Origin of the sequence: Providencia sp. PROV141, from assembly GCF_028481645.1 — a bacterium.
Lineage (GTDB): Bacteria > Pseudomonadota > Gammaproteobacteria > Enterobacterales > Enterobacteriaceae > Providencia > Providencia rettgeri.
In genome coordinates this window covers 185932-211223 of the sequence record NZ_JAMPPR010000017.1, presented here as the reverse complement: position 1 = coordinate 211223, position 25292 = coordinate 185932, and the positions used below count along the sequence as shown (strand labels likewise).

Annotated in this window: 21 protein-coding genes and 1 other RNA gene; 5 read left to right on the top strand and 17 right to left on the bottom strand. The window is 41.4% G+C overall.

Going from position 1 to position 25292, the window contains the following annotated elements:
* Positions 1–2: 2 nt before the first annotated feature.
* The 3 genes from ubiH to PSF09_RS12030 all read right to left on the bottom strand — a co-directional run bounded on the left by ubiH (position 3) and on the right by PSF09_RS12030 (position 3308).
* Positions 3–1181 carry a 2-octaprenyl-6-methoxyphenyl hydroxylase gene (ubiH, locus tag PSF09_RS12040; RefSeq protein WP_272683945.1) on the bottom strand — a complete coding sequence of 393 codons (1179 nt, stop codon included), beginning with the start codon at positions 1179–1181 and terminating at the stop codon, positions 3–5.
* Between the two features lie 34 nt (positions 1182–1215).
* The gene (pepP, locus tag PSF09_RS12035; RefSeq protein WP_272665831.1) at positions 1216–2538 is read right to left on the bottom strand and encodes a Xaa-Pro aminopeptidase; all 1323 of its coding nucleotides are present in this window, start codon (positions 2536–2538) and stop codon (positions 1216–1218) included.
* 191 nt (positions 2539–2729) lie between these two features.
* Positions 2730–3308, bottom strand: coding sequence for a YecA/YgfB family protein (locus PSF09_RS12030; RefSeq protein ID WP_272683944.1), 579 nt, complete (start codon positions 3306–3308; stop codon positions 2730–2732).
* Between the two features lie 139 nt (positions 3309–3447).
* Between PSF09_RS12030 and zapA the strand changes: the two genes are divergently transcribed.
* The 3 genes from zapA to PSF09_RS12015 all read left to right on the top strand — a co-directional run bounded on the left by zapA (position 3448) and on the right by PSF09_RS12015 (position 4783).
* Complete coding sequence (gene zapA, locus PSF09_RS12025) at positions 3448–3777, top strand: cell division protein ZapA (RefSeq protein WP_004913067.1); 330 nt, start codon at positions 3448–3450, stop codon at positions 3775–3777.
* Positions 3778–3888: 111 nt separating this feature from the next.
* A non-coding RNA gene (ssrS, locus tag PSF09_RS12020) (6S RNA) lies at positions 3889–4070 on the top strand.
* A 119-nt stretch (positions 4071–4189) separates the two neighbouring features.
* The gene (locus tag PSF09_RS12015) at positions 4190–4783 is read left to right on the top strand and encodes a 5-formyltetrahydrofolate cyclo-ligase (RefSeq protein WP_272683943.1); all 594 of its coding nucleotides are present in this window, start codon (positions 4190–4192) and stop codon (positions 4781–4783) included.
* A gap of 38 nt (positions 4784–4821) precedes the next feature.
* Here the strand turns inward: PSF09_RS12015 and serA are convergent, their stop codons facing one another.
* A complete protein-coding gene (serA, locus tag PSF09_RS12010) occupies positions 4822–6072 on the bottom strand; it encodes a phosphoglycerate dehydrogenase (RefSeq protein ID WP_004913072.1) in 1251 nt (416 codons plus the stop codon).
* A gap of 444 nt (positions 6073–6516) precedes the next feature.
* Complete coding sequence (gene rpiA / locus PSF09_RS12005) at positions 6517–7179, bottom strand: ribose-5-phosphate isomerase RpiA (protein WP_102137421.1); 663 nt, start codon at positions 7177–7179, stop codon at positions 6517–6519.
* A 203-nt stretch (positions 7180–7382) separates the two neighbouring features.
* On the opposite strand from rpiA, the gene PSF09_RS12000 reads away from it, so the two are divergent.
* Positions 7383–8294 carry a LysR family transcriptional regulator ArgP gene (locus PSF09_RS12000; protein ID WP_210837163.1) on the top strand — a complete coding sequence of 304 codons (912 nt, stop codon included), beginning with the start codon at positions 7383–7385 and terminating at the stop codon, positions 8292–8294.
* Here the strand turns inward: PSF09_RS12000 and PSF09_RS11995 are convergent.
* From PSF09_RS11995 to PSF09_RS11980, 4 genes are all read right to left on the bottom strand, one after another.
* On the bottom strand, positions 8291–9025 hold the full coding sequence (locus tag PSF09_RS11995; protein ID WP_272665829.1) for an oxidative stress defense protein: 735 nt from the start codon (positions 9023–9025) through the stop codon (positions 8291–8293). The genes PSF09_RS12000 and PSF09_RS11995 overlap by 4 nt on opposite strands.
* Before the next feature lie 151 nt (positions 9026–9176).
* Positions 9177–9812 carry an arginine exporter ArgO gene (gene argO / locus PSF09_RS11990; RefSeq protein ID WP_198641443.1) on the bottom strand — a complete coding sequence of 212 codons (636 nt, stop codon included), beginning with the start codon at positions 9810–9812 and terminating at the stop codon, positions 9177–9179.
* Positions 9813–10009: 197 nt separating this feature from the next.
* Entirely contained in the window at positions 10010–10882 is an 873-nt protein-coding gene (mscS, locus tag PSF09_RS11985; RefSeq protein WP_210837166.1) for a small-conductance mechanosensitive channel MscS, read from the bottom strand.
* Positions 10883–11024: 142 nt separating this feature from the next.
* Complete coding sequence (locus tag PSF09_RS11980) at positions 11025–11390, bottom strand: YacL family protein (RefSeq protein ID WP_272665827.1); 366 nt, start codon at positions 11388–11390, stop codon at positions 11025–11027.
* A 190-nt stretch (positions 11391–11580) separates the two neighbouring features.
* Between PSF09_RS11980 and PSF09_RS11975 the strand changes: the two genes are divergently transcribed.
* Entirely contained in the window at positions 11581–11958 is a 378-nt protein-coding gene (locus tag PSF09_RS11975) for a VOC family protein (RefSeq protein WP_210837168.1), read from the top strand.
* Positions 11959–12023: 65 nt separating this feature from the next.
* On the opposite strand, the gene acnB is transcribed toward PSF09_RS11975, so the two are convergent.
* The 8 genes from acnB to pdhR form a co-directional block, all read right to left on the bottom strand.
* Entirely contained in the window at positions 12024–14621 is a 2598-nt protein-coding gene (gene acnB, locus PSF09_RS11970) for a bifunctional aconitate hydratase 2/2-methylisocitrate dehydratase (protein WP_272683942.1), read from the bottom strand.
* Positions 14622–15062: 441 nt separating this feature from the next.
* On the bottom strand, positions 15063–15416 hold the full coding sequence (locus PSF09_RS11965; protein WP_272665823.1) for a VOC family protein: 354 nt from the start codon (positions 15414–15416) through the stop codon (positions 15063–15065).
* A gap of 393 nt (positions 15417–15809) precedes the next feature.
* A complete protein-coding gene (locus tag PSF09_RS11960; protein WP_042851637.1) occupies positions 15810–16133 on the bottom strand; it encodes a hypothetical protein in 324 nt (107 codons plus the stop codon).
* A gap of 16 nt (positions 16134–16149) precedes the next feature.
* Positions 16150–17523 carry a hypothetical protein gene (locus PSF09_RS11955; protein ID WP_272683941.1) on the bottom strand — a complete coding sequence of 458 codons (1374 nt, stop codon included), beginning with the start codon at positions 17521–17523 and terminating at the stop codon, positions 16150–16152.
* Between the two features lie 294 nt (positions 17524–17817).
* On the bottom strand, positions 17818–19245 hold the full coding sequence (gene lpdA / locus PSF09_RS11950) for a dihydrolipoyl dehydrogenase (protein WP_272665821.1): 1428 nt from the start codon (positions 19243–19245) through the stop codon (positions 17818–17820).
* A gap of 204 nt (positions 19246–19449) precedes the next feature.
* Positions 19450–21309 (bottom strand): pyruvate dehydrogenase complex dihydrolipoyllysine-residue acetyltransferase, encoded by a 1860-nt coding sequence (gene aceF / locus PSF09_RS11945; RefSeq protein ID WP_109912932.1) that lies wholly within the window; start codon positions 21307–21309, stop codon positions 19450–19452.
* 13 nt (positions 21310–21322) lie between these two features.
* The gene (gene aceE / locus PSF09_RS11940) at positions 21323–23989 is read right to left on the bottom strand and encodes a pyruvate dehydrogenase (acetyl-transferring), homodimeric type (protein WP_004913119.1); all 2667 of its coding nucleotides are present in this window, start codon (positions 23987–23989) and stop codon (positions 21323–21325) included.
* 171 nt (positions 23990–24160) lie between these two features.
* Positions 24161–24931, bottom strand: a complete 771-nt coding sequence (pdhR, locus tag PSF09_RS11935) for a pyruvate dehydrogenase complex transcriptional repressor PdhR (protein WP_004261987.1) — start codon at positions 24929–24931, stop codon at positions 24161–24163.
* Positions 24932–25292: the final 361 nt, after the last annotated feature.

Below are 25292 nucleotides of genomic sequence, written 5' to 3'. Positions count from 1 at the left end.
GGTTATTGGTGTGCAACCCAACCCAATGTTTGGCGAGCCAAAACATCACGAGCTGGCGGTAACATTTCCATTGCCATTAAACCTAAGTTACGCCCGACAATAAGCGGTAAACAGCGATTCGCAAATAAACGAACCAAACCGTCGGTTATCGTAACCGTTTTGTCTCTATCTAACGCCCGAGCTTGCTGGTATTGGCTTAAGAGTGAATAACGTCCAATATTTTGCCCCTTGGCGTCTGCATTTACCACCATGTGAGCCAATTGCATCACATCACGGATACCTAAATTAAAACCTTGCCCCGCAATAGGATGCAAAGTCTGAGCCGCATTTCCAACTAACACAACTCGATGACTGACTGGGTTAAGTGCTTTACGCAATACCAGTGGATAGCAATGGCGCTTACCTGCCATAACGATTTCACCTAACCGCCAGCCAAATGCTTGCTGTAATTTATCCATGAATGTTGCATCATCCCAAGCCCTAATGGTGTCTGCTTGCTCTTGTTGATGGCACCAAACCAATGAACTACGCCCTTGTGACATCGGCAATAGTGCTAATGGACCAAATTCAGTAAAACGTTCAAAAGCTTGGCCTTGTGGGTCAATGGCGGTTTTCACATTCGCGATAATAGCCACTTGCCCATAGTCATCCTGTTGCCATTGCATATGACAGGCTTTACCTATCGCGGAATGGCTGCCATCCGCAGCAATGAGTAATTCCCCGGTTACCTTATCGCCGTTATCCAAGGTGACCGTCACAATATCTTGTTCACGATGAACATTTTCTACTTTTGCAGGGCAATAAAGAGTAACTCCAGGGGCTTTACGTAACAACGAAAACAGGCGCGCGCCAGCTTCGTGCAATTCAATGACATTGCCTAGAGCATCGATATGATAATCATCGGCAGCAATGTTCACAAAACCAGCATGGCCTCTATCAGACACATGAACGTGATTAATGGGGGTCACACAATCCGCTAAAGCAGGCCAGACGCCTATTTTTGCTAACGATTGGCAAGTACCGTGGGCTAACGCAATCGCTCGTGCGTCGAACCCGGGATGTTTGCCATCCGGCAAAGCTGCCTCGATTAATGAAACCGATAATTTTCCTTGGCTAAGGGATGATATCGCCAGTGCTAATGTTGCACCCGCCATACCGCCCCCCACGATGATCACATTCATGCGTTGTTTATTACCTTTCTATGATGACTGACATCTACCCTAAATTGTGTGTTGCTGCTGCCATTAGGGCTTCAATTTCATCAGGGTCTTTCACGACTAAGTCTGTTAAATTTTCATTTCCGTTTTCGGTGATCACAATATCATCTTCGATACGTACACCAATTCCGCGATATTGTGGTGGCACATCGGCATCTGGAGCAATATACAAACCAGGCTCGACAGTTAACACCATCCCGACTTCAAGTATACGGTCCCGATCTGTGCCGTAAAAACCTACATCATGTACATCTAACCCCAACCAATGACTTAAACCATGCATAAAGAATGGCTGATATGCTTTGTTTTCGATCAATTGATCCACATCGCCTTGTAAAATTCCAAGTGCGACGAGGCCTTCAGTTTTGATACGAACAATTTCACGAGTCACTTCATGGATACTGGTTCCCGGACGATATAGCTCTAACGCGGTATTTAATGCTTTTAGGACGATATCGTAAATTTCACGTTGTGCTTGGCTAAATTTACCATTAACTGGGAAAGTACGTGTGATATCCCCTGCATAACCTTCAAACTCTGCACCCGCATCAATTAAGACTAATTCGCCATCCTTCATTAAGCTCTCATTTTCGGTGTAATGCAAAATACAGGCATTTTCACCGCTGCCCACAATGGAGTTGTACGAAGGAAAACGCGCACCATGGCGAGTAAATTCGTGCTCTAACTCACCACAAAGTTGATATTCATACATATTAGGTCGGCAAGTTTCCATGGCTCTGACGTGTGCTAGAGCAGAAATTCGCCCAGCCATACGCAGGGTGTTAATTTCTTCTTCCGACTTAAATAAGCGCATTTCATGAACAATTGGCCGCCAATCTACCAATGTTTGTGGTGCTCGTAAGTTGCGGCGGCTGCCTTTACGTAAAATATCTAAGGCATCAAATACCAATTTATCGGCATAGGCAAACTCACCTTGTGCATGATAAACCACGTCGAGGCCATTCAATAATTGATAAAGCTGCTCTTCTATTTCATTGAAAGGTAACGCTTTATCAATACCTAGCTTTTCAGGAGCAGCATCTTGCCCAAGGCGACGACCAAACCAAATCTCAGCAGTTAAATCACGAACACGGTTAAAAAGAACAGTATGGCTATGTTTTTCATCGCTTTTAATCAGGACTAATACTGCTTCAGGCTCACTAAACCCCGTCAAATAAAGGAAATCACTGTGTTGACGGTACGGGTATTCGCAATCCGCATTACGCTGCGCAGGAGGCGCTGAAAAAATAATTGCTGCACTGCCTGATTGCATTTGAGCCAATAATGCATTGCGACGAGAAATAAATTCCTGTTTATTCATACCGTTTTTGCCTTATTATCAGAATAATTAGATTGCTGAATATATTGCTTGTGTTTAACCAATCACATACAACATACACTGGCGAAATGACTTAAAACTGGATACATCCCGTTTTCAAGCACTTAATTTTATCAGTAATAAATTATTCATCGACAAAGTTAAGTGGCTTTGAAAACGCACATTAATAGAAATTAATGAAGAACGGGCTTATCATTTTCCACTGCCGTTAGGCCTTTAGTTGGCTCAATCAATGCAATGTAACATAATTGTACCGCCACCCTGACGTACTCAATCACTTCTTCTAGCGCTTGCTCAAGTTCTTCTTGGTCTTCGTCTTCATCATAACCAAGCATACCAATATTGCGTAAATCGGTGATAACTTCACTTATCTCTTTTTTATCAGCCAATTTCGGTTGTGTAACTCCAAGCCCTAATAAAAAGTGATTAACCCAACCAGCCAGTGCATCAGCATGGTCAAAAACAGAAGCGTCTTCGTCAGGGAATAGCATGGCAAATGCAAACTCGCTGTCATCAAGTGCTTCAAATGTGGTATCAAAAAGTTCTCGCAGTGGCTGTGCAACAGTTTGAGGGAAAGCTAAACCATCGTTAGCAAGGTCATGGACTAACGTTTGCCAGCTATGGTCACGACCCCCACCGCAGATCAACCCGGTTATTAGACCATGGATTTCCGCGGCAGTAAGTGCGATTGAGTGCTGTTGCAGAAGTTTGTCCAGTGATTCATAGTTTGGTAAAGATTTTTGTATAGACATCTGAATTCGTCATGTTAGCTTATGATTCGTGATATGCTACCATCAAGGATAGCCGCTAGACCAGTATGCTTTTGTCTTATCTATTAATTGCGCCAAATATGATGTATTTACGGCGAGTATTATTCAGTATGGAGGTATCATGTCCGCACAACCTGTCGACATCCAGATTTTCGGGCGCTCAATGCGAGTCAACTGCCCATCAGAACAAAAAGAAGCCCTTCTTGAGTCGGCTAAAGAATTAGAACAACGCTTGCAAAATCTGAAAGATAGAAGCGGTGTCACCAATATGGAACAGCTTATTTTTATCGTAGCATTGAACGTCTGTCACGAATTAGCACAAGAAAAGACAAAAACGCGTGATTATGCTTATAATATGGAAGAGAAAATAAAAATGTTGCAGCACACAATCGAACAAGCGTTGCACGATCAGGTGAAAATTACTGAGAGGCAGGTATTGCCCCTAGAGTAAATCTGCTTATTAATCAGACACTAGTAGAAAAAAATATACAAAATTAAGGTTGCATTTTAAATCTAGTTTCGTACAATGAAATCACTGAGTAACGATAAGTTCTCAAACCAAATTTCTCTGAGATGCGCGTGAGTGGGCGAGTCCCCTGAGCCGATATTTCAACTAAATAGAATGTGGTTATGGCGCTGGTGAGCATGCCTGATTCGCTCAGGAAGCCTAAAGGTTGCTAAACTACGTTCACCTTGAACCAAGGGTTCAAGGGTTACAGCCTACAACGGCATCTTGGAGACCCTCAATTAAGTTTCTGCTTATTTTTCATTTGGTTTCTACATAACCGTTCATCTTACGATATACTCTAAGTAATATAATTACTGGGTTAACTGTTTTTATCGTATTTATAACAGGTTATCACATGCAAAATTCTCTCTCGACACAACGCCAGCTGGTACGTCAAACTATCCGTCAGGCACGCCGCCAACTAAGCCTTGAACAACAACAAAGTGCCGCTGAGCAAGTCATGCATAACGCATTACACCACTCGAAAATTGCACAAGCCAATAATATTGCTCTGTTTCTTTCTTTTGATGGGGAAATTGACACAAAGCCGCTTATTCATGCACTTTGGGCTCAAGGTAAGCAAGTGTATCTTCCTGTTTTACATCCTTTTAGTCGTCACCATTTACTGTTTCTTCACTATCGTCCAGATAGCCAACTCGTTAAAAACCGATTTCATATTGATGAGCCACCACTTGATGTCAGAGATGTGCTACCACTCGAAAAACTGGATATCATGCTTATCCCATTAGTGGCATTTGATGCTCAAGGACAACGGTTAGGTATGGGAGGTGGGTTTTATGATAGGACTCTAGCAAATTGGCAACAAACCGGTTTTTATCCGATTGGGCTTGCCCATAATTGCCAGCAAGTAGAAAAACTCCCTATAGCTCACTGGGATGTACCTTTACCCGAAATTATTACGCCGCAAAAAATATGGCGCTGGTCATAAATACCCGCGCCATTATTTCACTCAATTTTTAGCGTAGTTTAGAATAATAAACGCGCACGAATGGTGCCTGGCAAGTCTTTTAATTTCTGAAGCGCTTCATCTGTTTGGTTTGGCGTTTGCATTAATACGTCAATAACCACATAACCTACGTTACCTGATGTACGTAAATACTGGCCGACAACGTTAATGTTATTTTCCGTGAATACTTGGTTAATACTATTCAGAATACCTGGACGGTTTTCATGAATATGCAAGAAACGGTTTGTATCTTCAGTATGCACTGGCAGAGAAACTTCAGGGAAATTAACCGCAGATAAGGTTGAACCATTATCTGAGTATTTCGCCAACTTACTTGCCACTTCTAGTCCAATATTTTCTTGAGCTTCTTCTGTAGACCCCCCAATGTGCGGCGTTAAAATCACATTGTCGAACTTAATCAATTCAGAGATAAATGGGTCATTAGGGTCATTATTTGCAGCAGGCTCACTTGGGAAGACATCCACCGCAGCACCAGATAAATGCTTGCTTTCTAACGCTTCAGCCAGTGAAGGAATATCGACCACCGTTCCGCGTGATGCGTTAATGAAAATAGAGCCGGGTTTCATACGGTCAAATTGTTCTTTAGCAAACATATTTTTCGTACTTGGTGTTTCAGGTACATGTAAGCTCACAACATCGCTCATATTCAGCAGTTCAGTTAAAGAACGAACTTGTGTTGCGTTACCTAAAGGTAGCTTGTTTTCAATATCATAAAAGAAAACATTCATACCGATACCTTCAGCTAAGATCCCTAACTGAGTACCAATGTGACCATATCCAACAATACCAAGGCGCTTACCACGCGCTTCAAAACAGCCTTTAGCTTGTTTTTCCCAAATACCGCGGTGTGCTTGCATATTGGCTTCAGGAATGCGACGCAGTAAAAGTAATAACTGGCCTAATACCATTTCTGCAACAGAACGTGTATTCGAAAATGGTGCGTTAAAAACAGGAATACCGCGCTTTGCAGCGGCATCTAAATCAACTTGATTGGTGCCGATACAAAAGCAACCTACTGCAACGAGTTTTTCTGCTGCAGCGAAAATTTCTTCAGTAAGATGAGTACGGGAACGGATACCTACAAAACGTGCATCTTTAATCGCTTCTTTTAATTCTTCGTCGGATAACGCACTTTTGTGATATTCAATATTGGTGTAGCCCGCGGCTTTTAAGTTATCAACCGCACTTTGGTGCACACCTTCTAGCAGTAAAAATTTAATTTTGTCTTTTTGCAAAGATACCTTAACCATTTCCCTACCCTATCGTGAACGTACTTAAGATTTATAACAGATGAACATATGTGTTTGCCTAACATAGCTCAAGAGAGATGACATCTATCTACCTTGAGCTATGAGCGTATACCAACATAGCAAAAAATAGCGCAGTAGCAATACAACCGTTTGCTTAATGGGTACTAAAAAGCGCGAAGAAAAAGAAGTTAAATGGTAGAAAATCAGGGGCGGTAACACAAAATAAGGATTTTTCCTGCACAATGCCTATTTGTGTGAGATATATCACCAAAATAGCTCGATATTAAAAAAAATAAAATAAATTTCAAATTGATGATATTTATAAAACTGGTTAATTAATTTAGCGTTTATCAGCTCATAAACTAACTGCAAAATATCAGTAAAACAAAAAAGCCAGTGGGTATAATGCCACTGGCTTATTAGAATAATTGAATACGATATAGATTATAGCTTGATGGTTTTAACGCCTTCGTTTGCAGTTCCCATCAAAACGACGTCAGCCCCACGATTCGCGAACAACCCAACAGTCACGACCCCCGCAATTCCGTTGATGGTATTTTCGAGTGCCACAGGGTCAACAATATTTAAATTATGGACATCTAAAATGACATTGCCGTTATCTGTAATTACATTTTGACGGTACTCTGGCGTGCCACCCAGTTTAACCAATTCACGTGCCACGTAGCTACGCGCCATTGGGATCACTTCAACAGGCAGTGGGAATTTACCCAATACATCAACTAACTTAGATTGGTCGACGATACAAACAAAGGTTTTTGCAATTGCAGAAACAATTTTTTCACGTGTTAAAGCGGCACCACCGCCTTTGATCATATTCATGTGGTGGTCAACCTCATCAGCGCCATCAACATAAACATCTAATGAATCCACTTCATTACAATCAAATACCGTAATACCCAATGATTTTAATTTTTGAGTTGATGCCTCTGAGCTTGATACCGCACCTTCTATTTGACCTTTCATTGTTGCTAATGCATCAATAAAGTGTGAAGCCGTTGAACCCGTTCCAACACCAACAATCGTGCCCGGTTTTACGTAATCAAGTGCTGCCCAACCTACCGCTTTTTTTAATTCGTCCTGAGTCATGCTCATGCCTTTTAAGATTTAATTGAGTCGTGATTAAGGTTATTAATAACTAGTATATACCGGACACCCAATAAGTGGCAGCCTTGTTCGTTGTATTTGTGTCATGGTTATTGGGATTTACGCCACAACAATAATATTTTTAAGTGTTGCGTGTAAAAATATGGCATAGTGCTTGGTAGAATAACAACAAGGAGATCTTTTTGATGAAGCGCCCTGACTATCGCGCATTACAAGCACTGGATGCCGTTATCCGTGAACGCGGCTTTGAGCGCGCAGCTCAAAAGCTCTGCATCACGCAATCTGCTGTTTCACAACGCATAAAGCAGTTAGAAAATCTATTTGGGCAGCCATTACTTGTGCGTACCGTTCCGCCACACCCAACTGAACAAGGGCAAAAATTACTAGCACTGCTTCATCAAGTCGAATTATTAGAAGAGCAATGGTTAGGTGATGAAAATAGTGGCTCCACCCCGTTGTTACTTTCACTTGCCGTCAACGCCGACAGCTTGGCAACTTGGTTTCTTCCAGCCCTAAACCCTGTATTAGGCAATAGCCCTATTCGGTTAAATATTCAGGTTGAAGATGAAACACGAACCCAAGAACGTTTAAGACGTGGCGAAGTGGTAGGTGCTATCAGTATTCAACCCCAAGCCTTACCCGGTTGCTTAGTCGATAAACTTGGCGCACTGGACTATATTTTTGTCGCGTCACCCGGCTTTGCGGCAAAATATTTCCCTGATGGCGTTACTCGCTCTTCGTTATTAAAAGCGCCTGCGGTTGCTTTCGACCATTTAGATGATATGCACCAAGCCTTTGTTCAACAAAACTTTGGCTTGTCACCGGGCAGTGTTCCATGCCATATCGTGAACTCCTCGGAGGCCTTTGTACAGTTAGCGAAACAAGGTTCGACCTGCTGTATGATCCCACATTTGCAGATAGCCAGTGAATTAGCGAATGGTGAATTGGTTGATTTAACTCCAGGGTTATGCCAACGACGCATGCTCTACTGGCACCGCTTCGCACCTGAAAGCCGTACAATGAAAAATGTGACTGACGCCCTATTAAAAACCGGGCGCCAGATGTTAAAACAAGAAGATGAATCAGTAAAAAGCTAGCGTTTTAATTCAAATACCACATCGACTTGGTCATTAAAATCAATACTCTGTTGTTCATAGGTTTCATCAATCTTGAGGTCTTGAGCAACAGAGGCTTTCATTGCCCCGCCGTAATTTCTTGCAGTAATTGGATATGGCACCGCCGCTGGCGCATTATAGTTAATGCTATACACTGGGCCTAACTGAACATTAAAGCCTTTCGCTAAGATATTGGCTTGTTCCGTCGCATTTTTAATCGCTTGAGACCGTGCTTCATCACGATACTGTTGCGGGTTAGCCACACCAAACTGTACTGAATTTATTTCATTGAGACCCGCAGCTAAAGCGCCGTCTAACAAGACATTAAGTTGGTCTAATTTCTTCACTTTCACTTCAACAGAACGTGTTGCCGTGTAGCCTTCGATAGTTGATTTTTGTTTCACACTGCTATAATCATATTTAGGCTGAGTTCGGACATTTGCTGCGTTAATATCTTGTTTTTCAATACCATTTTTCTTAAGAAACTCAAAATACTCTGCAACTCGCTTATCGACCCCAGCTTTTGCCGCTGCCGCATCTTTTGCAGTAACTTCCACCAAAATATTCAGCGTCGCCATGTCTGGAGCCGCCTTCACGATTGCGTTACCCGAAGTAGTAATGTGTGGACCATTCGGTAACGGGTCAGCCAATGATATGGTCGGAACCGCAGCACCTGCTACCATCGCAGCTAAAACTAAAGATTTTAATTTCACAGAACCTCCCAAGAAAATTATTTATCGCTAAAAAAGGGATAATTAGTGCAAACTATCCCTGCGCTCAATTTAACAGTAACACATGAAACAAAAAGTACAGTCAGAATAATGAGAAATTGAACGTTATTGCTTGTCTGTTGAAGATATATTGTTATTGAGAAAGCAAACCGAGCCCTTTAAGCCCCTGTATAGCGAGTTGAAATGCAATAAACCACATCACGCTACCGACAAAAACATTAATAATGCGCTGTGAACGCGGTTTATTTAACACGGGTGAAAACCAAGCAGCAAGTATTGCTAACGCAAAAAACCACACAAAGGAAGCTGTTAAAGCACCCGCCGTAAACCAAGGTCTCAGCTGGCTTTCTAATTGGCCTCCCACACTGCCCAAGACAACGAAGGTGTCTAAATAAACATGAGGGTTCAACCAAGTGACAGCAAACAATGTGACAATCACTTTCCATCTCGTGATAGCTCGGTTTTCCGTTTGAAGTATTACCTCATCAGGGCTAAGGGCAGTACGAAACGCACCATAGCCATACCACATAAGAAATGCTACACCAGCCCATGTAATCAACTGCATTAATATTTCAGACTGGCTTAATAAAGCACTCCCACCAAAAACACCCGCGACAATTAAAGCGGTATCACTTAATGCACATAATAATGCGCTCATTAAATGAAACTGCTTTCGGCTGCCTTGCTGCAAGACAAAAGCATTCTGTGGACCTAAAGGTAATATCATTGCGGCACCTAACAGTGCGCCCTGTAAATAGATAGAAAACATGCATTAATTCCGGTTTTTTATTCAATTAATATGCATGAATATTAACGAGAAAAAATTATTAGTGGAAATGATTAAGTCTAATAGGTCATAAGCTTCACTTATAACTAAAAACAATTCAGTAAGAAAAATAGAGGTGTGAGAAATGAATAAGAGCCCATCAAAGACAGGCTCTTATTTTCAATAAATACGACTAAATATTACTCTGCAGAATCTTGCTTGATAGGCGTATTTTGTTTATGAACATGAACATCCATTTGTGGGAATGGGATACCAATATTATGTTTATCCAATGCCCGCTTAAACTCTTCAAGCAAATCCCAATACACCGGCCATGCATCACCATTGGTGGTCCAAAAACGGACTAAATAATTTAATGAGGATGGCGCCATATCATGTAAACGGATAGTCACGCCTTTCGCATGCTGAATACGGCTATCCGCAGCGACGATATCCCCTAATACTTTTTTCACCACATCAATATCAGAATCGTAAGCAACACCGACAATAATATCTTGGCGGCGATTAGGCTCACGACTGGTATTAATAATGTTATCGGCAATTATCTTTCCATTAGGAATAACAATAATACGGTCATCTGCCGTTCTTAGCGTCGTTGAAAATATTTGTACATTTTGCACTGTGCCTTCGACTGCACCAATCGAGACATATTCTCCCGCTTTTAGTGGTCTAAATACCACCAGCAAAACACCTGCTGCAAAGTTACCCAGTGAATTCTGTAATGCTAGGCCAACCGCTAAACCGGCCGCACCCATTACCGCAATCACCGAGGCAGTTTGTACACCAATTTTCCCTAATACAGCAATTAAGGTGAACGCAATGATGGTATAGCGTGCAATTGCCGATAAAAAGTCACTGACTGTTGAATCAATGCCTTTCATGGTCATCACGCGATGTAAACCACGTCCGACCCATTTTGCAATCATCATCCCGACAATCAAGATAACGATAGCAGACACGATATTCACAACATACTGAACGAACAGATCTTGGTTTGCCACAAACCAATTCGTTGCATCATTCAACGCGCCTGTAACATCATCAGTATTCATATATATATGCCCTTTAGGATCCAATTATCAATATTAATCCCAGCCAATTAATCTTTAACAAAGCGTTTAATGGCTGGCCGCACATTGCAAATAATAGCGATGATTTATTAAAACACAAAACAAATCACTAAATAAAATTATTTTATCTATTTTCTATAACAAAAACTCGATAATCTTTTAACATTAATAGGAAGTCATCAATCCCACAAAATGCAACACTTTCGTTATCGTAATAGCTCATACCTTCTTCCAACCCTTCAGTTTCAAATGACAACTGATTAGCACGGACCATCACCTCTTCGTCATCTAACAACAATGTGTACTCATGACCAATTAATTCCCATTGTTTTTCACTACCTTTAATTTTTTCGTAATTTTCCTCAATAGCATCTAACAGACTAAGGTCATTTTTAACCTCTTCATTAAGCCAATATCCAATAGCCTCATGATCCATCGAGAATTTAGCGGAGATAGCTCCGGTGATATCTTGGAAAAATTGGTAGTCCATATGCAGTCCCTCTACTCTTGCGTTATTGAACCTAGTATAACGCGAGTCAAACCGCTTTGTTGAGAGGTATTACCACCAGAAAAAATAAAACTGAGTAAAGCATCGGTTTCAACACATAAATCATATGATTCATTTACTATTAAATAGGCAAATAACTAAAATAGTCATAGTTCAATCAATAGGGACCATAATGATCAATCGCTTAGACCATATAGTACTCACCACAACTAACCTTGATGCCTGCCTTGATTTCTACCAACGTGTATTAAAAATGGAAGTTGTTACCTTTGGTGAACAGCGCTACGCACTAAGTTTTGGGCAACAAAAAATCAATATCCACCAATATGGAAAAGAATTCGAACCGAAAGCGCACTTGCCTGTACCGGGCTCACTCGATTTATGCTTTATTAGTGATATACCGCTGTGTGACGTACAAAAACAGATTGAACAACAAGGCATAAAAATTATCGAAGGGCCAGTAAATCGTACAGGGGCAACTGGGGCGATCAGATCAATTTACATACGTGATATCGATTTAAATCTAATCGAAATTTCTGAATATATTTAACTAACTTATTATATTGAAACAAAAAAGGCTCCTAATCAGGAGCCTTCATTATTAATATTACCTTATTACACGGCTGTTTGGAAAATCACGCCATCCGCTTTTTCGGTATATTGTGATAATTGGTCAAAGTTCAGGTAACGGTAGGTATCCGCTGCTGTTTCATCGACCTTATCCATAAATTGCAGATATTCTGACGGCGTTGGCAAACGACCTAATAAAGAAGCTACCGCAGCCAGTTCTGCTGATGCGAGGTAAACATTCGCACCTGTCCCTAAACGGTTCGGGAAGTTACGTGTCGAAGTGGAAACAACTGTTGCACCATCTGCCACACGTGCTTGGTTACCCATACACAGAGAACAACCTGGGACTTCAATACGCGCTCCACTCTTACCAAAGACGCTGTAATAACCTTCTTCGGTTAACTGTGCTGCGTCCATCTTAGTTGGAGGCGCAACCCATAAACGTGTTGGTAATTGGCCTTTGTGGGAATCCAATAACTTACCTGCTGCACGGAAGTGACCGATGTTTGTCATACAAGAACCGATGAAAACTTCATCAATTTTCTCGTTTTGAACATCAGATAATAAACGTGCGTCATCTGGGTCATTTGGTGCACACAGAATTGGCTCTTTAATATCATTGAGGTCAATTTCAATCACTGCTGCGTATTCCGCATCTGCATCACCTTCTAGCAGCTGTGGATCCGCTAACCAGCTTTCCATTCCTTTGATACGGCGTTCGATAGTACGACGGTCGCCATAACCTTCAGCTATCATCCATTTTAATAGAACGATATTCGATTGCAGGTATTCAATAATTGGCGCTTTATCCAATTTGATAGTACAACCCGCCGCTGAACGCTCTGCTGACGCATCCGCTAATTCAAACGCTTGTTCAACTTTGAGCTCAGGTAAGCCTTCAATTTCTAAGATACGACCAGAGAAAATGTTTTTCTTACCTTTTTTCTCTACGGTCAGAAGGCCGTCTTTAATTGCATACAGTGGAATTGCATGAACGAGGTCACGTAAAGTGATACCCGGCTGCATTTCACCTTTAAAGCGAACCAATACTGACTCAGGCATATCCAGAGGCATCACCCCTGTTGCCGCAGCAAATGCGACTAAACCTGAACCCGCAGGGAATGAAATACCAATTGGGAAACGCGTATGTGAGTCACCACCTGTACCGACGGTATCTGGCAGTAACATACGGTTTAACCATGAGTGGATAATGCCATCGCCTGGACGCAGAGAAACACCGCCACGGTTCATGATGAAATCAGGTAAGGTGTGGTGTGTTGTCACATCAACAGGTTTTGGATATGCCGCGGTATGGCAGAATGACTGCATGACTAAATCTGCAGAGAAACCCAAGCAAGCCAAGTCTTTGAGTTCATCACGGGTCATTGGGCCAGTTGTGTCTTGTGAACCTACAGAGGTCATTTTTGGCTCACAATATTCGCCAGGGCGAATACCTGGACGACCGCAAGCACGACCAACCATTTTTTGTGCTAATGAGAAACCACGATTGCTTTGTGCAACGGATTTCGCGTGACGGAACACATCTGTTGCTTCTAAGCCCAGAGATTCACGTGCTTTACTGGTTAAACCACGGCCAATAATCAGTGGAATACGACCACCTGCACGAACTTCGTCAATCAGCACATCTGTTTTTAATTCAAATGTTTCTAGCAGCTCGCCCGTTTCATGGTTACGAACTTCACCTTTAAATGGATAGATGTCAATCACATCGCCCATATTCAGTTTAGAAACGTCCACTTCAATCGGTAATGCACCCGCATCTTCCATTGTATTAAAGAAGATTGGTGCAATTTTGCCACCTAATACCACCCCACCACCACGTTTATTTGGTACAAATGGGATATCGTCACCCATAAACCACAGCACCGAGTTAGTCGCTGATTTACGAGAAGAACCGGTACCGACGACATCACCCACGTAAGCTAATGGGAAGCCTTTTTTATTCAGCGCATCGATTTGCTTGATTGGGCCAACATTGCCCGCATCGTCTGGTTCAATACCATCGCGTGCGTTTTTCAGCATTGCTAACGCGTGTAATGGGATATCTGGACGTGACCATGCATCAGGAGCTGGCGATAAGTCATCTGTGTTAGTTTCACCAGTCACTTTGAACACAGTAACTGTCATTTTTTCTGCTAGCGCAGGGCGCTCTTTGAACCACTCGGCATTTGCCCATGATTCAATAACTTGTTTCGCGTGAACATTTCCCGCTTTCGCTTTTTCTTCTACGTCGTAGAAGTTATCAAACATCAGTAAGGTGTGGGAAAGTGCTTTAGCGGCAATTGGCGCTAGTTTTTCGTCATCCAACGCTTCAATCAGTGCGTGGATGTTATATCCGCCCTGCATGGTACCTAACAGTTCAATGGCTTTTTCAGGGGAGATAAGAGGGGAGGAAGTTTCGCCTTTAGCTATCGCGGCTAAAAATCCAGCTTTTACGTACGCTGCTTCGTCAACACCAGGGGGGACGCGGTTGGTCAGCAGATCTAACAGGAAATCTTCTTCACCTTTGGGTGGGTTTTTGAGTAACTCTACCAGTGCAGCTACTTGTGACGCATCTAATGGCTTAGGGACAATCCCTTGAGCGGCACGCTCGGCTACGTGCTTACGGTATTCTTCTAGCACGACGTTCTCCTCGCTTCTTTGTTATTTATATACCCGGCTGTCTGCACCATACTGACAAAATTATCATCCGGTGCCAGGTCAGAGGAATTTGCTCGCATAATCTCAATGGCGGTAAAATTATGCCCAGCTTCGGGCGATCAGCATAGCAGAATTTAAACGTAATGTTAATTCATTCACAAGAAAGCAACATTTAACTACTAACTTTACGCCTTAACACTTCATTACTGGTTAGTTTTCAGCTTAAGATACTATTAACCATCGTAAAACGCCGAAAAAACCATACTTTTTATAATGCATTTTAAAATTTAAAGCACCCTAATTAGTGCCTTTTTTCATCAGCTATCACAAATTATATTTTTTATCGCAATTTTATTTATATTACTAATTGATAAGGTAAATCATTGCGATTGGTTTTAATTTTTTTAAATATTTTAATTGGTTTTATTGTCCTTTTAGGCCAATTAAGTTACCAAATGGATCTTCCACTTGGCACATTCGATTGTTACCATCTATTAACATTGGTCCGCGGTACAGTTTTGCCCCTAGTTGAGTGAAATGCTCAAAAGCCAAATCAAAATTATCGACTTGCCAATACAATACCGTTCCTTTTTTACCTTCACTGACTTTTTTATCCGCTTGCACCACTTCTATCGTGAAGTCTCCGACATGCAGTAAGGTGAAATCAAATTCAGGCAAGTATTCTGCCTTTGCTTGTGGAAAAGCTTGCTGATACCAAGCCAAACCCGCTTGAACATCAGGTACATGAATTAAAATTGCAGTGGGTTTTAGTTCCATAGCGCTTTCTTATTGATATGTATTATTTTGTTTTATCTACACGAATGATTGAAAGCTAGTAGATGTAGATAAAGTGTAAACAATAGCCAAACCAGTATTTGCCTACACCTTTAGCATCATCAAGTCAGACCATATTACGTGTTTTTCTGATAAATAACGAAGAATGGCAGATGAACAGCCCTTATAAATACACAAAAATTATTTATAGGTGCCCAACCGCGATCCCCCCAGCCCACTGCTCACCTCAAGCTGTAAGTAACTGAGCGAGCCCGGATTTAAAATAGGTAGTCGCTATATCCTTACATGCCAAGCTGAGCAACTGTTCATCCAGCTAGCTGAGGATGAGTAAAACCGTTAACAGAGATCCCAGCACTTGCTGGGATCTTTTAACTTTTAAAAATCAGACCACTCTGCGTAGCTAATATCATCTTCGGTTAATTCAGTGAATCCGTCTTGACTTAGCATTTTATTAAAATAAAGGATCGTGTCTTCTAGTGCCTTCTCAATAGTATCTCCATACCCAATAGCACATTCGGGAGAACCATCAAATTTTCTTTTTATTGCCAAGTCAGTCATTCCAGTAAAATTTCCGGATTGACTTTCATAAATTTTCACTTTCATTTTTGAATAAGGCAAAATAGGGATCATTGTAATTGTGAATTCAGCAACTGTTTTCTCTATACGGCCCACATTTTTAATGTTTAAATCATGCCACATAACGTATTCCTCTCTATTATTGTTTTCCAAACGATATTATCTTTCCTTCGATTGTTTTATCTAAATATTTCCCGTTCTTATAATAACGAGTTACGTTGTCTGTAGCCCCTCTTATCTTAGAGGCTTTAGCGCCTTTTAAACTTCTTGAAAACTCTTCAGCTTTTCGTTGATATTGTTCAATATTACTTGCACCAACTTCTTTTCCATGCTTTTCATAATGTTTCTGTAACGATTCTTCAGGTGAATTAAAACTACCTTTATGCCATTGCTCCTTAATATTGTTCTTATTCTCAGATAAATAAGCAATATCTTCTACTGTAATCTGATTAGGCTGTGGGGTTACATGTGTATTATCTATACGTTCAGGTATTTGATCTCCGCCAGTATTCATCCGCCCTTTTTCGGGTATCTGGTTTCCACTCGTATCAATTTTTCCTTGCTCAGGTATTTGGATTCCACCTGTACCTATCCGGCCTTGTTCAGGTATTTGGTCCCCACCAGTATGAGGTTTCTCAACACTTGAATTTTTTGCTGCTTTATCTAAATCATTTGAGCAACTCATGCCAAAAGAGCAATCAAACGTTTCCGCTAGGCCATCACGAATATTACCTAATGTCTTTTCGATACCTTTTACAATATTGCTATTTGCCGTTTGTGTTACTTGTGAATTTGAAGCAACGCCATGAGGTAATGTAGGAACATTCGGTGTGGGAACAACAAATACACTACTTTGGGCTATTTTCAGCTTATTTAATTCATTTACATTAAACTGAATTTTATCCGTAATACTTTTATGTTGTCTCTTAATTTCGAGCAATTGAATTATAGCATCACGGTCAGCTCGCTTATTAACCGCATCTATATATAGATTTATATTATCAAAAGGAAACCTCGGTATACCCGGTATATTATCGTCAAAATCATCTGCGAGGAGCCTGTCTCTATCTTCAATTGTGCGAAATTTAAAGGTTGCTGAAATTTTTAATTTTGAGGAGTCTGAAGATTGAAAATTCCATTTATATGTACAAGGGTACTTTTGCGGATCAATGATAAATTTCCAGCCAGGCGATTTCTCAATTTCCGCAATATCCTTTCTCAATGTAATTAAATCATTTTCAATTAATATTTGTTTAGATTTTAAATCATCCTTAATTGTAGTAGAAGAATCTTGAAAAGCATCGACTTTGTGATTATCAACATCATCATGGATATGAGCTATATTTTTATTATCATAAAGATTTTCATTTAAAACATTTTTTAATTCTTCATACCTCCCAGTTAAATCAATATCTTCATGAGCATTATCATAATTATTAAAATAATCATTAAAATGTTCTCTTGGATTGTTTCCCCATACAGTTATTGTACCTAGGTGTGTCACATCATCCATAAACTAACTTCCTTATTAGTTATCAATAAAAAATAGAATAAAGAAATTAGAATTTAATATTTTTATAGTCAACTAACCGTTATTATTAATAAAGATTCGGCCATTTAAAATTAAACACGTATTACTTATAAAACAATTAATATTGATTTTAATAAATAACAGAACAGAGCTATGTGACTGATTGTATATATTCAAAAAAACAAAAAAAGCCAATGTGTTTCCACATTGGCTTCAATTCGCTTTGGCGATAAACAGCATACTAGAGATACTGTTTATCTGTGCGATTAAAGAAAATTATTTTTTCTTTTTCGCTTTTGCGTTTGGTAAATCAGTAATGCTACCTTCGTAAATTTCAGCAGCCATACCGATTGATTCGTACAGTGTTGGGTGAGCATGGATAGTCAATGCTAAATCTTCAGCATCACAACCCATTTCAATTGCTAGGCCGATTTCACCCAGTAATTCACCACCGTTCACACCGACAACCGCACCACCGATAACACGGTTAGATTGCTTGTCGAAAATCAGTTTAGTCATACCTTCAGAGCAATCAGATGCGATTGCACGGCCTGATGCTGCCCATGGGAAAGTCGCAACTTCATAGCTGATGTTTTGTTCTTTCGCTTCTTTCTCAGTTAAACCAACCCAAGCAACTTCTGGTTCAGTATAAGCGATAGATGGAATAACTTTCGGGTCAAAGTAATGTTTCAGACCAGAGATAACCTCTGCGGCAACGTGACCTTCGTGAACACCTTTGTGAGCCAACATTGGTTGACCAACGATATCACCGATAGCGAAAATGTGCGGAACGTTAGTACGCATTTGTTTATCGACATGGATAAAGCCACGATCGTCAACTTCAACGCCTGCTTTACCTGCATCTAAGTTTTTACCGTTAGGAACACGGCCGATAGCCACTAATACAGCATCATAACGTTGTGGTTCTGCGGAAGCTTTTTTACCTTCCATAGAAACGTAGATACCGTCTTCTTTCGCTTCAACAGCTGTGACTTTAGTTTCTAACAGTAGGTTGAATTTTTTACTGATTTGTTTGGTGAATACTTTAACCACATCTTTGTCAGCCGCTGGGATGACTTGGTCAAACATTTCAACCACATCGATTTGAGAACCCAGTGCATGATACACAGTTCCCATTTCTAAACCGATAATACCCCCACCCATAACCAGCAGACGCTCAGGAACTTCTGTCAGTTCTAACGCATCAGTTGAATCCCAAATACGTGGGTCTTCATGAGGAATGAATGGTAATTGAATTGGACGTGAACCCGCTGCAATAATTGCGTTATCGAAGTTGATAGTCGTGCTACCGTTTTCGCCTTCAACAACCAGTGTATTTGCACCAGTGAATTTACCTAGACCGTTAACCACGTTAACTTTACGGCCTTTCGCCATACCAGCCAGACCACCCGTCAGCTGATTGATCACTTTTTCTTTCCATAAGCGAACTTTAGAGATATCCGTTTTTGGCTCACCAAATACGATACCGTGTTCTGCTAATGCTTTTGCTTCTTCGATCACTTTTGCAACATGCAATAAAGCTTTTGAAGGGATACAGCCAACGTTTAAACAAACACCACCAAGGGTTGAATAACGTTCTACTAAAACAGTTTCTAAACCTAAGTCAGCGCAACGGAAAGCCGCAGAATAACCTGCAGGGCCTGCACCAAGCACAACGACTTGGGCTTTAATTTCAGTACTCATCATGACCTCTTTTTGTTTTGTCCAGCGGTACTGCTGAATAAACGATCTTCCACTGGAAAAGTACACACCGAGAGCAGTTTACAGAATTGTTAACACCCTGAAAAGGCTCATTTCGTGATGTAACTCCCAACCTTTCGTAGCAGCAGCAAAAAATTCTGCCTCAGCCTAAATAAGACAGACCGGCTTATTCGCCGGTCTTATTATTTACATCACTAAACGGCGAATATCGCTCATTAATTGCCCTACTAGGGTGATGAAGCGCGCTCCATCAGCCCCATCGATGACACGGTGGTCAAAGGACAGTGACATTGGCAGGATCAGGCGAGGAACAAACTCGCTACCATTCCAAACAGGTTTCATTGAAGAACGTGACAGCCCCATAATAGCAACTTCAGGTGCGTTCACGATTGGTGCAAAACCAGTTGTACCGATACCACCAAGGCTAGAAATGGTGAAACATCCGCCTTGCATATCAGACGCAGTGAGTTTACCTGCACGCGCTTTCTTAGAAACTTCCATCAGTTCACGAGATAACTCTAAAATACCTTTTTTGTTAACGTCTTTGAAGACAGGAACAACGAGGCCATTTGGAGTATCAACTGCAATACCGATGTTGATATATTTTTTCAGGAACAGACGCTGCGCATCTTCAGAAATGGAGCTATTAAAGCGTGGCATTTCTTCCAGAGCACGAGCAACCGCTTTCATGACAAAAACTAATGGTGTGATTTTCACATCCAGTTTTTTCTTCTCAGCTTCTTTGTTTTGTTGCTTACGGAACTCTTCAACTTCAGTGGTATCCACTTCTTCCATCAGTGTAACATGTGGGATCATCACCCAGTTACGGCTTAAGTTAGCGCCAGAAATCTTTTGGATACGCCCCAGTTCAACTTCTTCGACTTCACCGAATTTGCTGTAATCCACTTTCGGCCATGGCAGCATACCTGGTAAACCGCCACCTGCAGCTGCAGGAGCTTCCGCACGTTTTACTGCATCTTTCACGTAAGCTTGAACGTCTTCACGCAGGATACGACCCTTACGGCCTGTACCTTTCACTTTCGCTAAGTTAACACCAAATTCACGCGCTAAGCGGCGAATGACTGGAGTTGCATGGATGTATGCATCATTTTCAACAAATTCAGTTTTGTTGTCAGTTGCTTTCGCTGGCGCTGCTTGTGCAGGAGCTGCCGCAGGAGCCGGAGCAGACGGTTGAGCAGCTGGAGCCGCTGCTGGAGCTGCACCTGCCACTTCAAAGGTCATAATCAGCGAGCCAGTTTTCACTTTATCGCCAGTCGCAATTTTAATTTCTTTAACTGTTCCCGCAAATGGCGCTGGTACTTCCATTGAAGCTTTGTCGCCTTCAACCGTAATGATTGATTGCTCAGCGGAAACAGTATCACCCACTTTGACCATCACTTCGGTAACTTCAACTTCATCGCCGCCGATGTCAGGAACATTAACATCTTTAATTGCTGAAGCTGTTGTAGCTGCTGGTGCCGCTGCTTGTGCAACAGGAGCCGCAGCAGGTGCCGCGCCTGCAACTTCAAATACCATGATCAGCGAGCCAGTTTTCACTTTATCGCCAGTCGCAATTTTGATTTCTTTGACCGTTCCAGCAAATGGCGCAGGAACTTCCATTGAGGCTTTATCACCTTCAACTGTAATTAAAGATTGCTCAGCTTCTACTTTGTCACCGACTTTAACCATGATTTCAGTAACTTCAACTTCATCGCCACCGATATCTGGTACAGCAACATCTTTAGATGCTGCTGCGCTTGGTGCTGCCGCTGGAGCCGCAGGGGCTTCTGCAGGAGCAGGCGCTGCGGCGCCCGCCTCTGCTTCGAATACCATGATTAATTTGCCTGTTGTCACTTTATCGCCAACAGCAATTTTAATTTCTTTTACCACACCCGCTTGTGGAGATGGGACTTCCATAGAAGCCTTATCACCTTCAACGGTAATAAGTGATTGCTCCGCTTCTACTTTGTCGCCAACTTTAACCATCACTTCGGTGACTTCAACTTCATCAGCACCGATATCAGGCACTTGGATTTCAATAGACATTGATTTTTACCTCTTATGCCAAACGTGGGTTAACTTTATCTGGGTTGATGTTGTATTTTTTAATCGCTTCTTCAACGACTTTTACATCAATCTCACCACGTTTAGCTAATTCACCTAACGCTGCAACGATCACATAGGATGTATCCACTTCAAAGTGGTGACGCAGGTTTTCACGACTGTCTGAACGACCGAAACCATCTGTACCCAGAACACGGTAATCACTTGCAGGAACATATGTACGAACTTGTTCTGCGAACAGTTTCATGTAGTCAGTTGATGCAACGGCTGGTGCGTCATTCATCACTTGTGCAATGTATGGAACGCGTGGTGCTTCAGATGGATGCAGCATGTTCCAACGCTCACAGTCTTGGCCATCACGAGCCAATTCAGTGAAAGAAGTCACACTATAGACATCAGAACCAATTCCATATTCTGCAGACAGAATGTCAGCGGCTTCACGCACGTGGCGCATCATAGAACCTGAACCTAACAACTGAACTTTACCTTTGCTACCTTCAACAGAAGCCAGTTTATAGATACCTTTACGGATACCTTCTTCTGCGCCTTCTGGCATTGCTGGCATATGATAGTTTTCATTCAGCGTCGTGATGTAGTAGTAAACGTTTTCTTGTTTCTCACCGTACATACGCTCTAAACCGTTTTGCATAATGACAGCAACTTCATAAGCAAATGCAGGGTCATAAGAAATACAGTTAGGGATAGTCAGTGATTGAATATGGCTATGGCCATCTTCATGCTGTAGGCCTTCACCATTCAGTGTTGTACGGCCTGAAGTACCACCGATTAAGAAACCGCGTGCTTGCTGGTCACCCGCTGCCCACATCAAGTCACCAATGCGTTGGAAACCAAACATTGAGTAGTAGATATAGAATGGGATCATTGGCAGGTTGTTAGTGCTGTATGATGTCGCAGCCGCTAACCAAGAAGAACCCGCACCCAGCTCATTGATACCTTCTTGCAGGATTTGACCTTTCGAGTCTTCTTTATAGTAAGCAACTTGCTCACGGTCTTGCGGAGTATATTGCTGACCTTTAGGACTATAGATACCGATTTGACGGAATAGGCCTTCCATACCAAATGTACGCGCTTCATCAGCGATAATTGGTACTAAACGCTCTTTGATCGATTGGTTTTTCAACATGACGTTCAACGCACGAACGAACGCGATAGTTGTTGAAATTTCTTTAGATTGTTCTTCCAATAATTGGCTGAAATCTGCCAGTGCTGGGATATCTAATTTTTCGTCAAAGGTTGAGCGACGAGCGGGTAAATAACCACCTAACGCTTGACGGCGCTCATGCAGATATTTGTACTCTTCGGAATCTTTTTCAAACGTAATGTATGGCAGTTTTTCAATTTGCTCATCAGCAACTGGTACATTGAATTGATCACGGAAATGACGAACGCCATCCATGTTCATTTTCTTCACTTGGTGAGCAATATTTTTACCTTCTGCAGTTTCACCCATACCATAACCTTTGATGGTTTGCGCTAAAATAACAGTTGGTTTACCTTTCGTTTCTTGTGCTTTTTTGAATGCTGCGTACACTTTCTTCGGATCGTGACCACCACGGTTCAGAGCCCAAATTTCATCATCAGTCATATCTTTAACTAATGCTGCAGTTTCTGGGTAACGATTAAAGAAATGCTCACGTACATATGCACCGTCACGTGATTTAAAGGTTTGGTAGTCGCCGTCTAAGGTTTCGTTCATTAATTGAACAAGTTTACCGCTCGTGTCTTTACGCAGTAATTCATCCCAACGGTCGCCCCACATAACTTTGATAACTTGCCAGCCAGCACCATTAAAGATACCTTCTAGTTCATTAACAATTTTACCATTACCTGTAACTGGGCCATCTAAACGTTGCAAGTTACAGTTGATAACAAATACTAAGTTATCTAATTTATCGCGAGTGGCGATAGTAATTGCACCTTTAGATTCTGGCTCATCCATCTCACCATCACCTAGGAATGCATATACGCGCTGAGCTGATGTATCTTTCAGTCCACGGTTATCAAGATATTTCAGGAACTTAGCTTGATAGATAGCATTAATTGGACCCAGACCCATTGATACGGTCGGGAACTGCCAGAAGTCAGGCATTAATTTAGGGTGTGGATAAGAAGACAGACCATTTCCACCAATTTCTTGACGGAAGTTATTCATTTGCTCTTCAGTTAAGCGACCTTCCAAGAACGCACGTGCGTAAATACCTGGAGAAATGTGGCCTTGGAAGAAGACTAAGTCCCCGCCGTCATTGTTATTATGCGCGCGGAAGAAGTGGTTAAAGCACACTTCATACAAAGTTGCTGATGACTGGAAAGAAGCCATGTGGCCACCCAGCTCTAAGTCTTTTTTGGAAGCACGTAAAACAGTCATTACTGCGTTCCAACGAATTGCAGAGCGAATACGGCGCTCTAAATCCATGTTACCAGGGTATGCCGGCTCATCTTCAACAGCTATTGTGTTGATGTAATCAGAATGACCAGATGCGCCAGCGGCAATATTAACACCGCCTTTACGCGCTTCGCTTAATACCTGTTCGATAATAAACTGAGCACGATCAACACCTTCTTCACGGATGACCGATTCAATCGCCTGTAGCCAGTCGCGAGTTTCAATCGGATCCACGTCATTTTTTAACATATCTGACATGGTGTATTCCTTATCTGTTATCTATTTTATATGTTTATGTGGAGCCTATCTTCCTGCTATTTTTCCAGTTGCCGTAAAACAGCGGGAAGATAGGCCCTGATGTAGTTGCCGCTTTAACTCTCAATTAGAGTATTCACAATAATATAGACGCAGCAGTCAGGATCTATATTATTAATTCAAATCAGGATGTTGCTGTAACCGACGTAAAGAACGTTCTCTGCGAGTTTGCTCTCGGCTAATATCCAACAGTAAATCTTCGATAAAGGCTAAGTGACGATGAGAAGCTTCACGTGCCTTTTCGGGCTCTCTTGCCATTATAGCGGCAAAAATCTGTGCTCGATGTTCACTAACTGCTTTATACATTTCTTTACGGGTATATAAGAACTCAAAATTCTGACGAATATTTTGTTCTAACATCGGGATCATACAGCGCAATAGGTGCAGCAAAACGACATTATGAGCAGCTTCAGTTACAATTAATTGATATTGTAATACCGCATCTGACTCTGCTTCTAATCCACCATTTTCTTGCGCTGTCTTAATTAATTCATAGCTTTGGCGAATCCGCTCAAGATCCTCATCTGTACCACGAAGTGCCGCATAATACGCAGCAATACCTTCAAGGGCATGACGAGTTTCAAGAAGATCGAATTGAGATTCAGGATTGCCTTCAAGTAGCTGAGCTAAAGGGTCACTAAAGCTTTGCCACATTTTCTTTTGCACGAATGTTCCGCCACCTTGGCGGCGAGATAAAAGGCCTTTCGCCTCTAACGTTTGAATTGCTTCACGCACTGATGGTCGAGATACGTCAAACTGTTTTGCAAGTTCGCGCTCAGGAGGCAGCTTTTCGCCAGGGCGTAGTGTCCCTTCGAAAATAAGATGTTCGAGACGCTGCTCTATTACATCTGATAACTTTGGTTGGCGAATTTTACCGTAAGTCATAATCTGCCATATTCATGAGTGAGTAATTATTGATTACGTATTACCCAGTGTTAATTGGTAATACCAATTTATTTATGGGTTAATAAAGTAACAAAGTATTCACTATCTGTCCATAAAGACCTTGCGCTAAATCATAAAATCCTGCAAATCTTAACAATTTTTTTTAATATTTAGCATGAATTGATAACTAAATATGCAATTTGACATGACATATTTTAACATTAAAACCGACTTATTATGCTTTAAAATAGAAACTGAATCGTTAAACCAACCAATAAATTGAATTTAAATTCATTAATAGTAATTATTTAACCAAATAATGCCATTGGCAGTACTTTTTACTCATCAAGACCACAATGAT

Bases quoted from the DNA above. Each gene is read 5' to 3' on its own strand.
- rpiA (WP_102137421.1), bottom strand. From the start codon at position 7,179: ATGACTCAGGACGAATTAAAAAAAGCGGTAGGTTGGGCAGCACTTGAT.
- zapA (WP_004913067.1), top strand. From the start codon at position 3,448: ATGTCCGCACAACCTGTCGACATCCAGATTTTCGGGCGCTCAATGCGA.
- argO (WP_198641443.1), bottom strand. From the start codon at position 9,812: ATGTTTTCTATCTATTTACAGGGCGCACTGTTAGGTGCCGCAATGATA.
- PSF09_RS11965 (WP_272665823.1), bottom strand. From the start codon at position 15,416: ATGGAACTAAAACCCACTGCAATTTTAATTCATGTACCTGATGTTCAA.
- PSF09_RS11975 (WP_210837168.1), top strand. From the start codon at position 11,581: ATGATCAATCGCTTAGACCATATAGTACTCACCACAACTAACCTTGAT.
- lpdA (WP_272665821.1), bottom strand. From the start codon at position 19,245: ATGAGTACTGAAATTAAAGCCCAAGTCGTTGTGCTTGGTGCAGGCCCT.
- PSF09_RS12000 (WP_210837163.1), top strand. From the start codon at position 7,383: ATGAAGCGCCCTGACTATCGCGCATTACAAGCACTGGATGCCGTTATC.
- aceE (WP_004913119.1), bottom strand. From the start codon at position 23,989: ATGTCAGATATGTTAAAAAATGACGTGGATCCGATTGAAACTCGCGAC.
- ubiH (WP_272683945.1), bottom strand. From the start codon at position 1,181: ATGAATGTGATCATCGTGGGGGGCGGTATGGCGGGTGCAACATTAGCA.
- PSF09_RS12015 (WP_272683943.1), top strand. From the start codon at position 4,190: ATGCAAAATTCTCTCTCGACACAACGCCAGCTGGTACGTCAAACTATC.
- serA (WP_004913072.1), bottom strand. From the start codon at position 6,072: ATGGTTAAGGTATCTTTGCAAAAAGACAAAATTAAATTTTTACTGCTA.
- PSF09_RS11980 (WP_272665827.1), bottom strand. From the start codon at position 11,390: ATGGACTACCAATTTTTCCAAGATATCACCGGAGCTATCTCCGCTAAA.
- PSF09_RS11955 (WP_272683941.1), bottom strand. From the start codon at position 17,523: ATGGATGATGTGACACACCTAGGTACAATAACTGTATGGGGAAACAAT.
- aceF (WP_109912932.1), bottom strand. From the start codon at position 21,309: ATGTCTATTGAAATCCAAGTGCCTGATATCGGTGCTGATGAAGTTGAA.
- PSF09_RS12030 (WP_272683944.1), bottom strand. From the start codon at position 3,308: ATGTCTATACAAAAATCTTTACCAAACTATGAATCACTGGACAAACTT.
- pepP (WP_272665831.1), bottom strand. From the start codon at position 2,538: ATGAATAAACAGGAATTTATTTCTCGTCGCAATGCATTATTGGCTCAA.
- PSF09_RS11960 (WP_042851637.1), bottom strand. From the start codon at position 16,133: ATGTGGCATGATTTAAACATTAAAAATGTGGGCCGTATAGAGAAAACA.
- pdhR (WP_004261987.1), bottom strand. From the start codon at position 24,931: ATGACTTACGGTAAAATTCGCCAACCAAAGTTATCAGATGTAATAGAG.
- mscS (WP_210837166.1), bottom strand. From the start codon at position 10,882: ATGAATACTGATGATGTTACAGGCGCGTTGAATGATGCAACGAATTGG.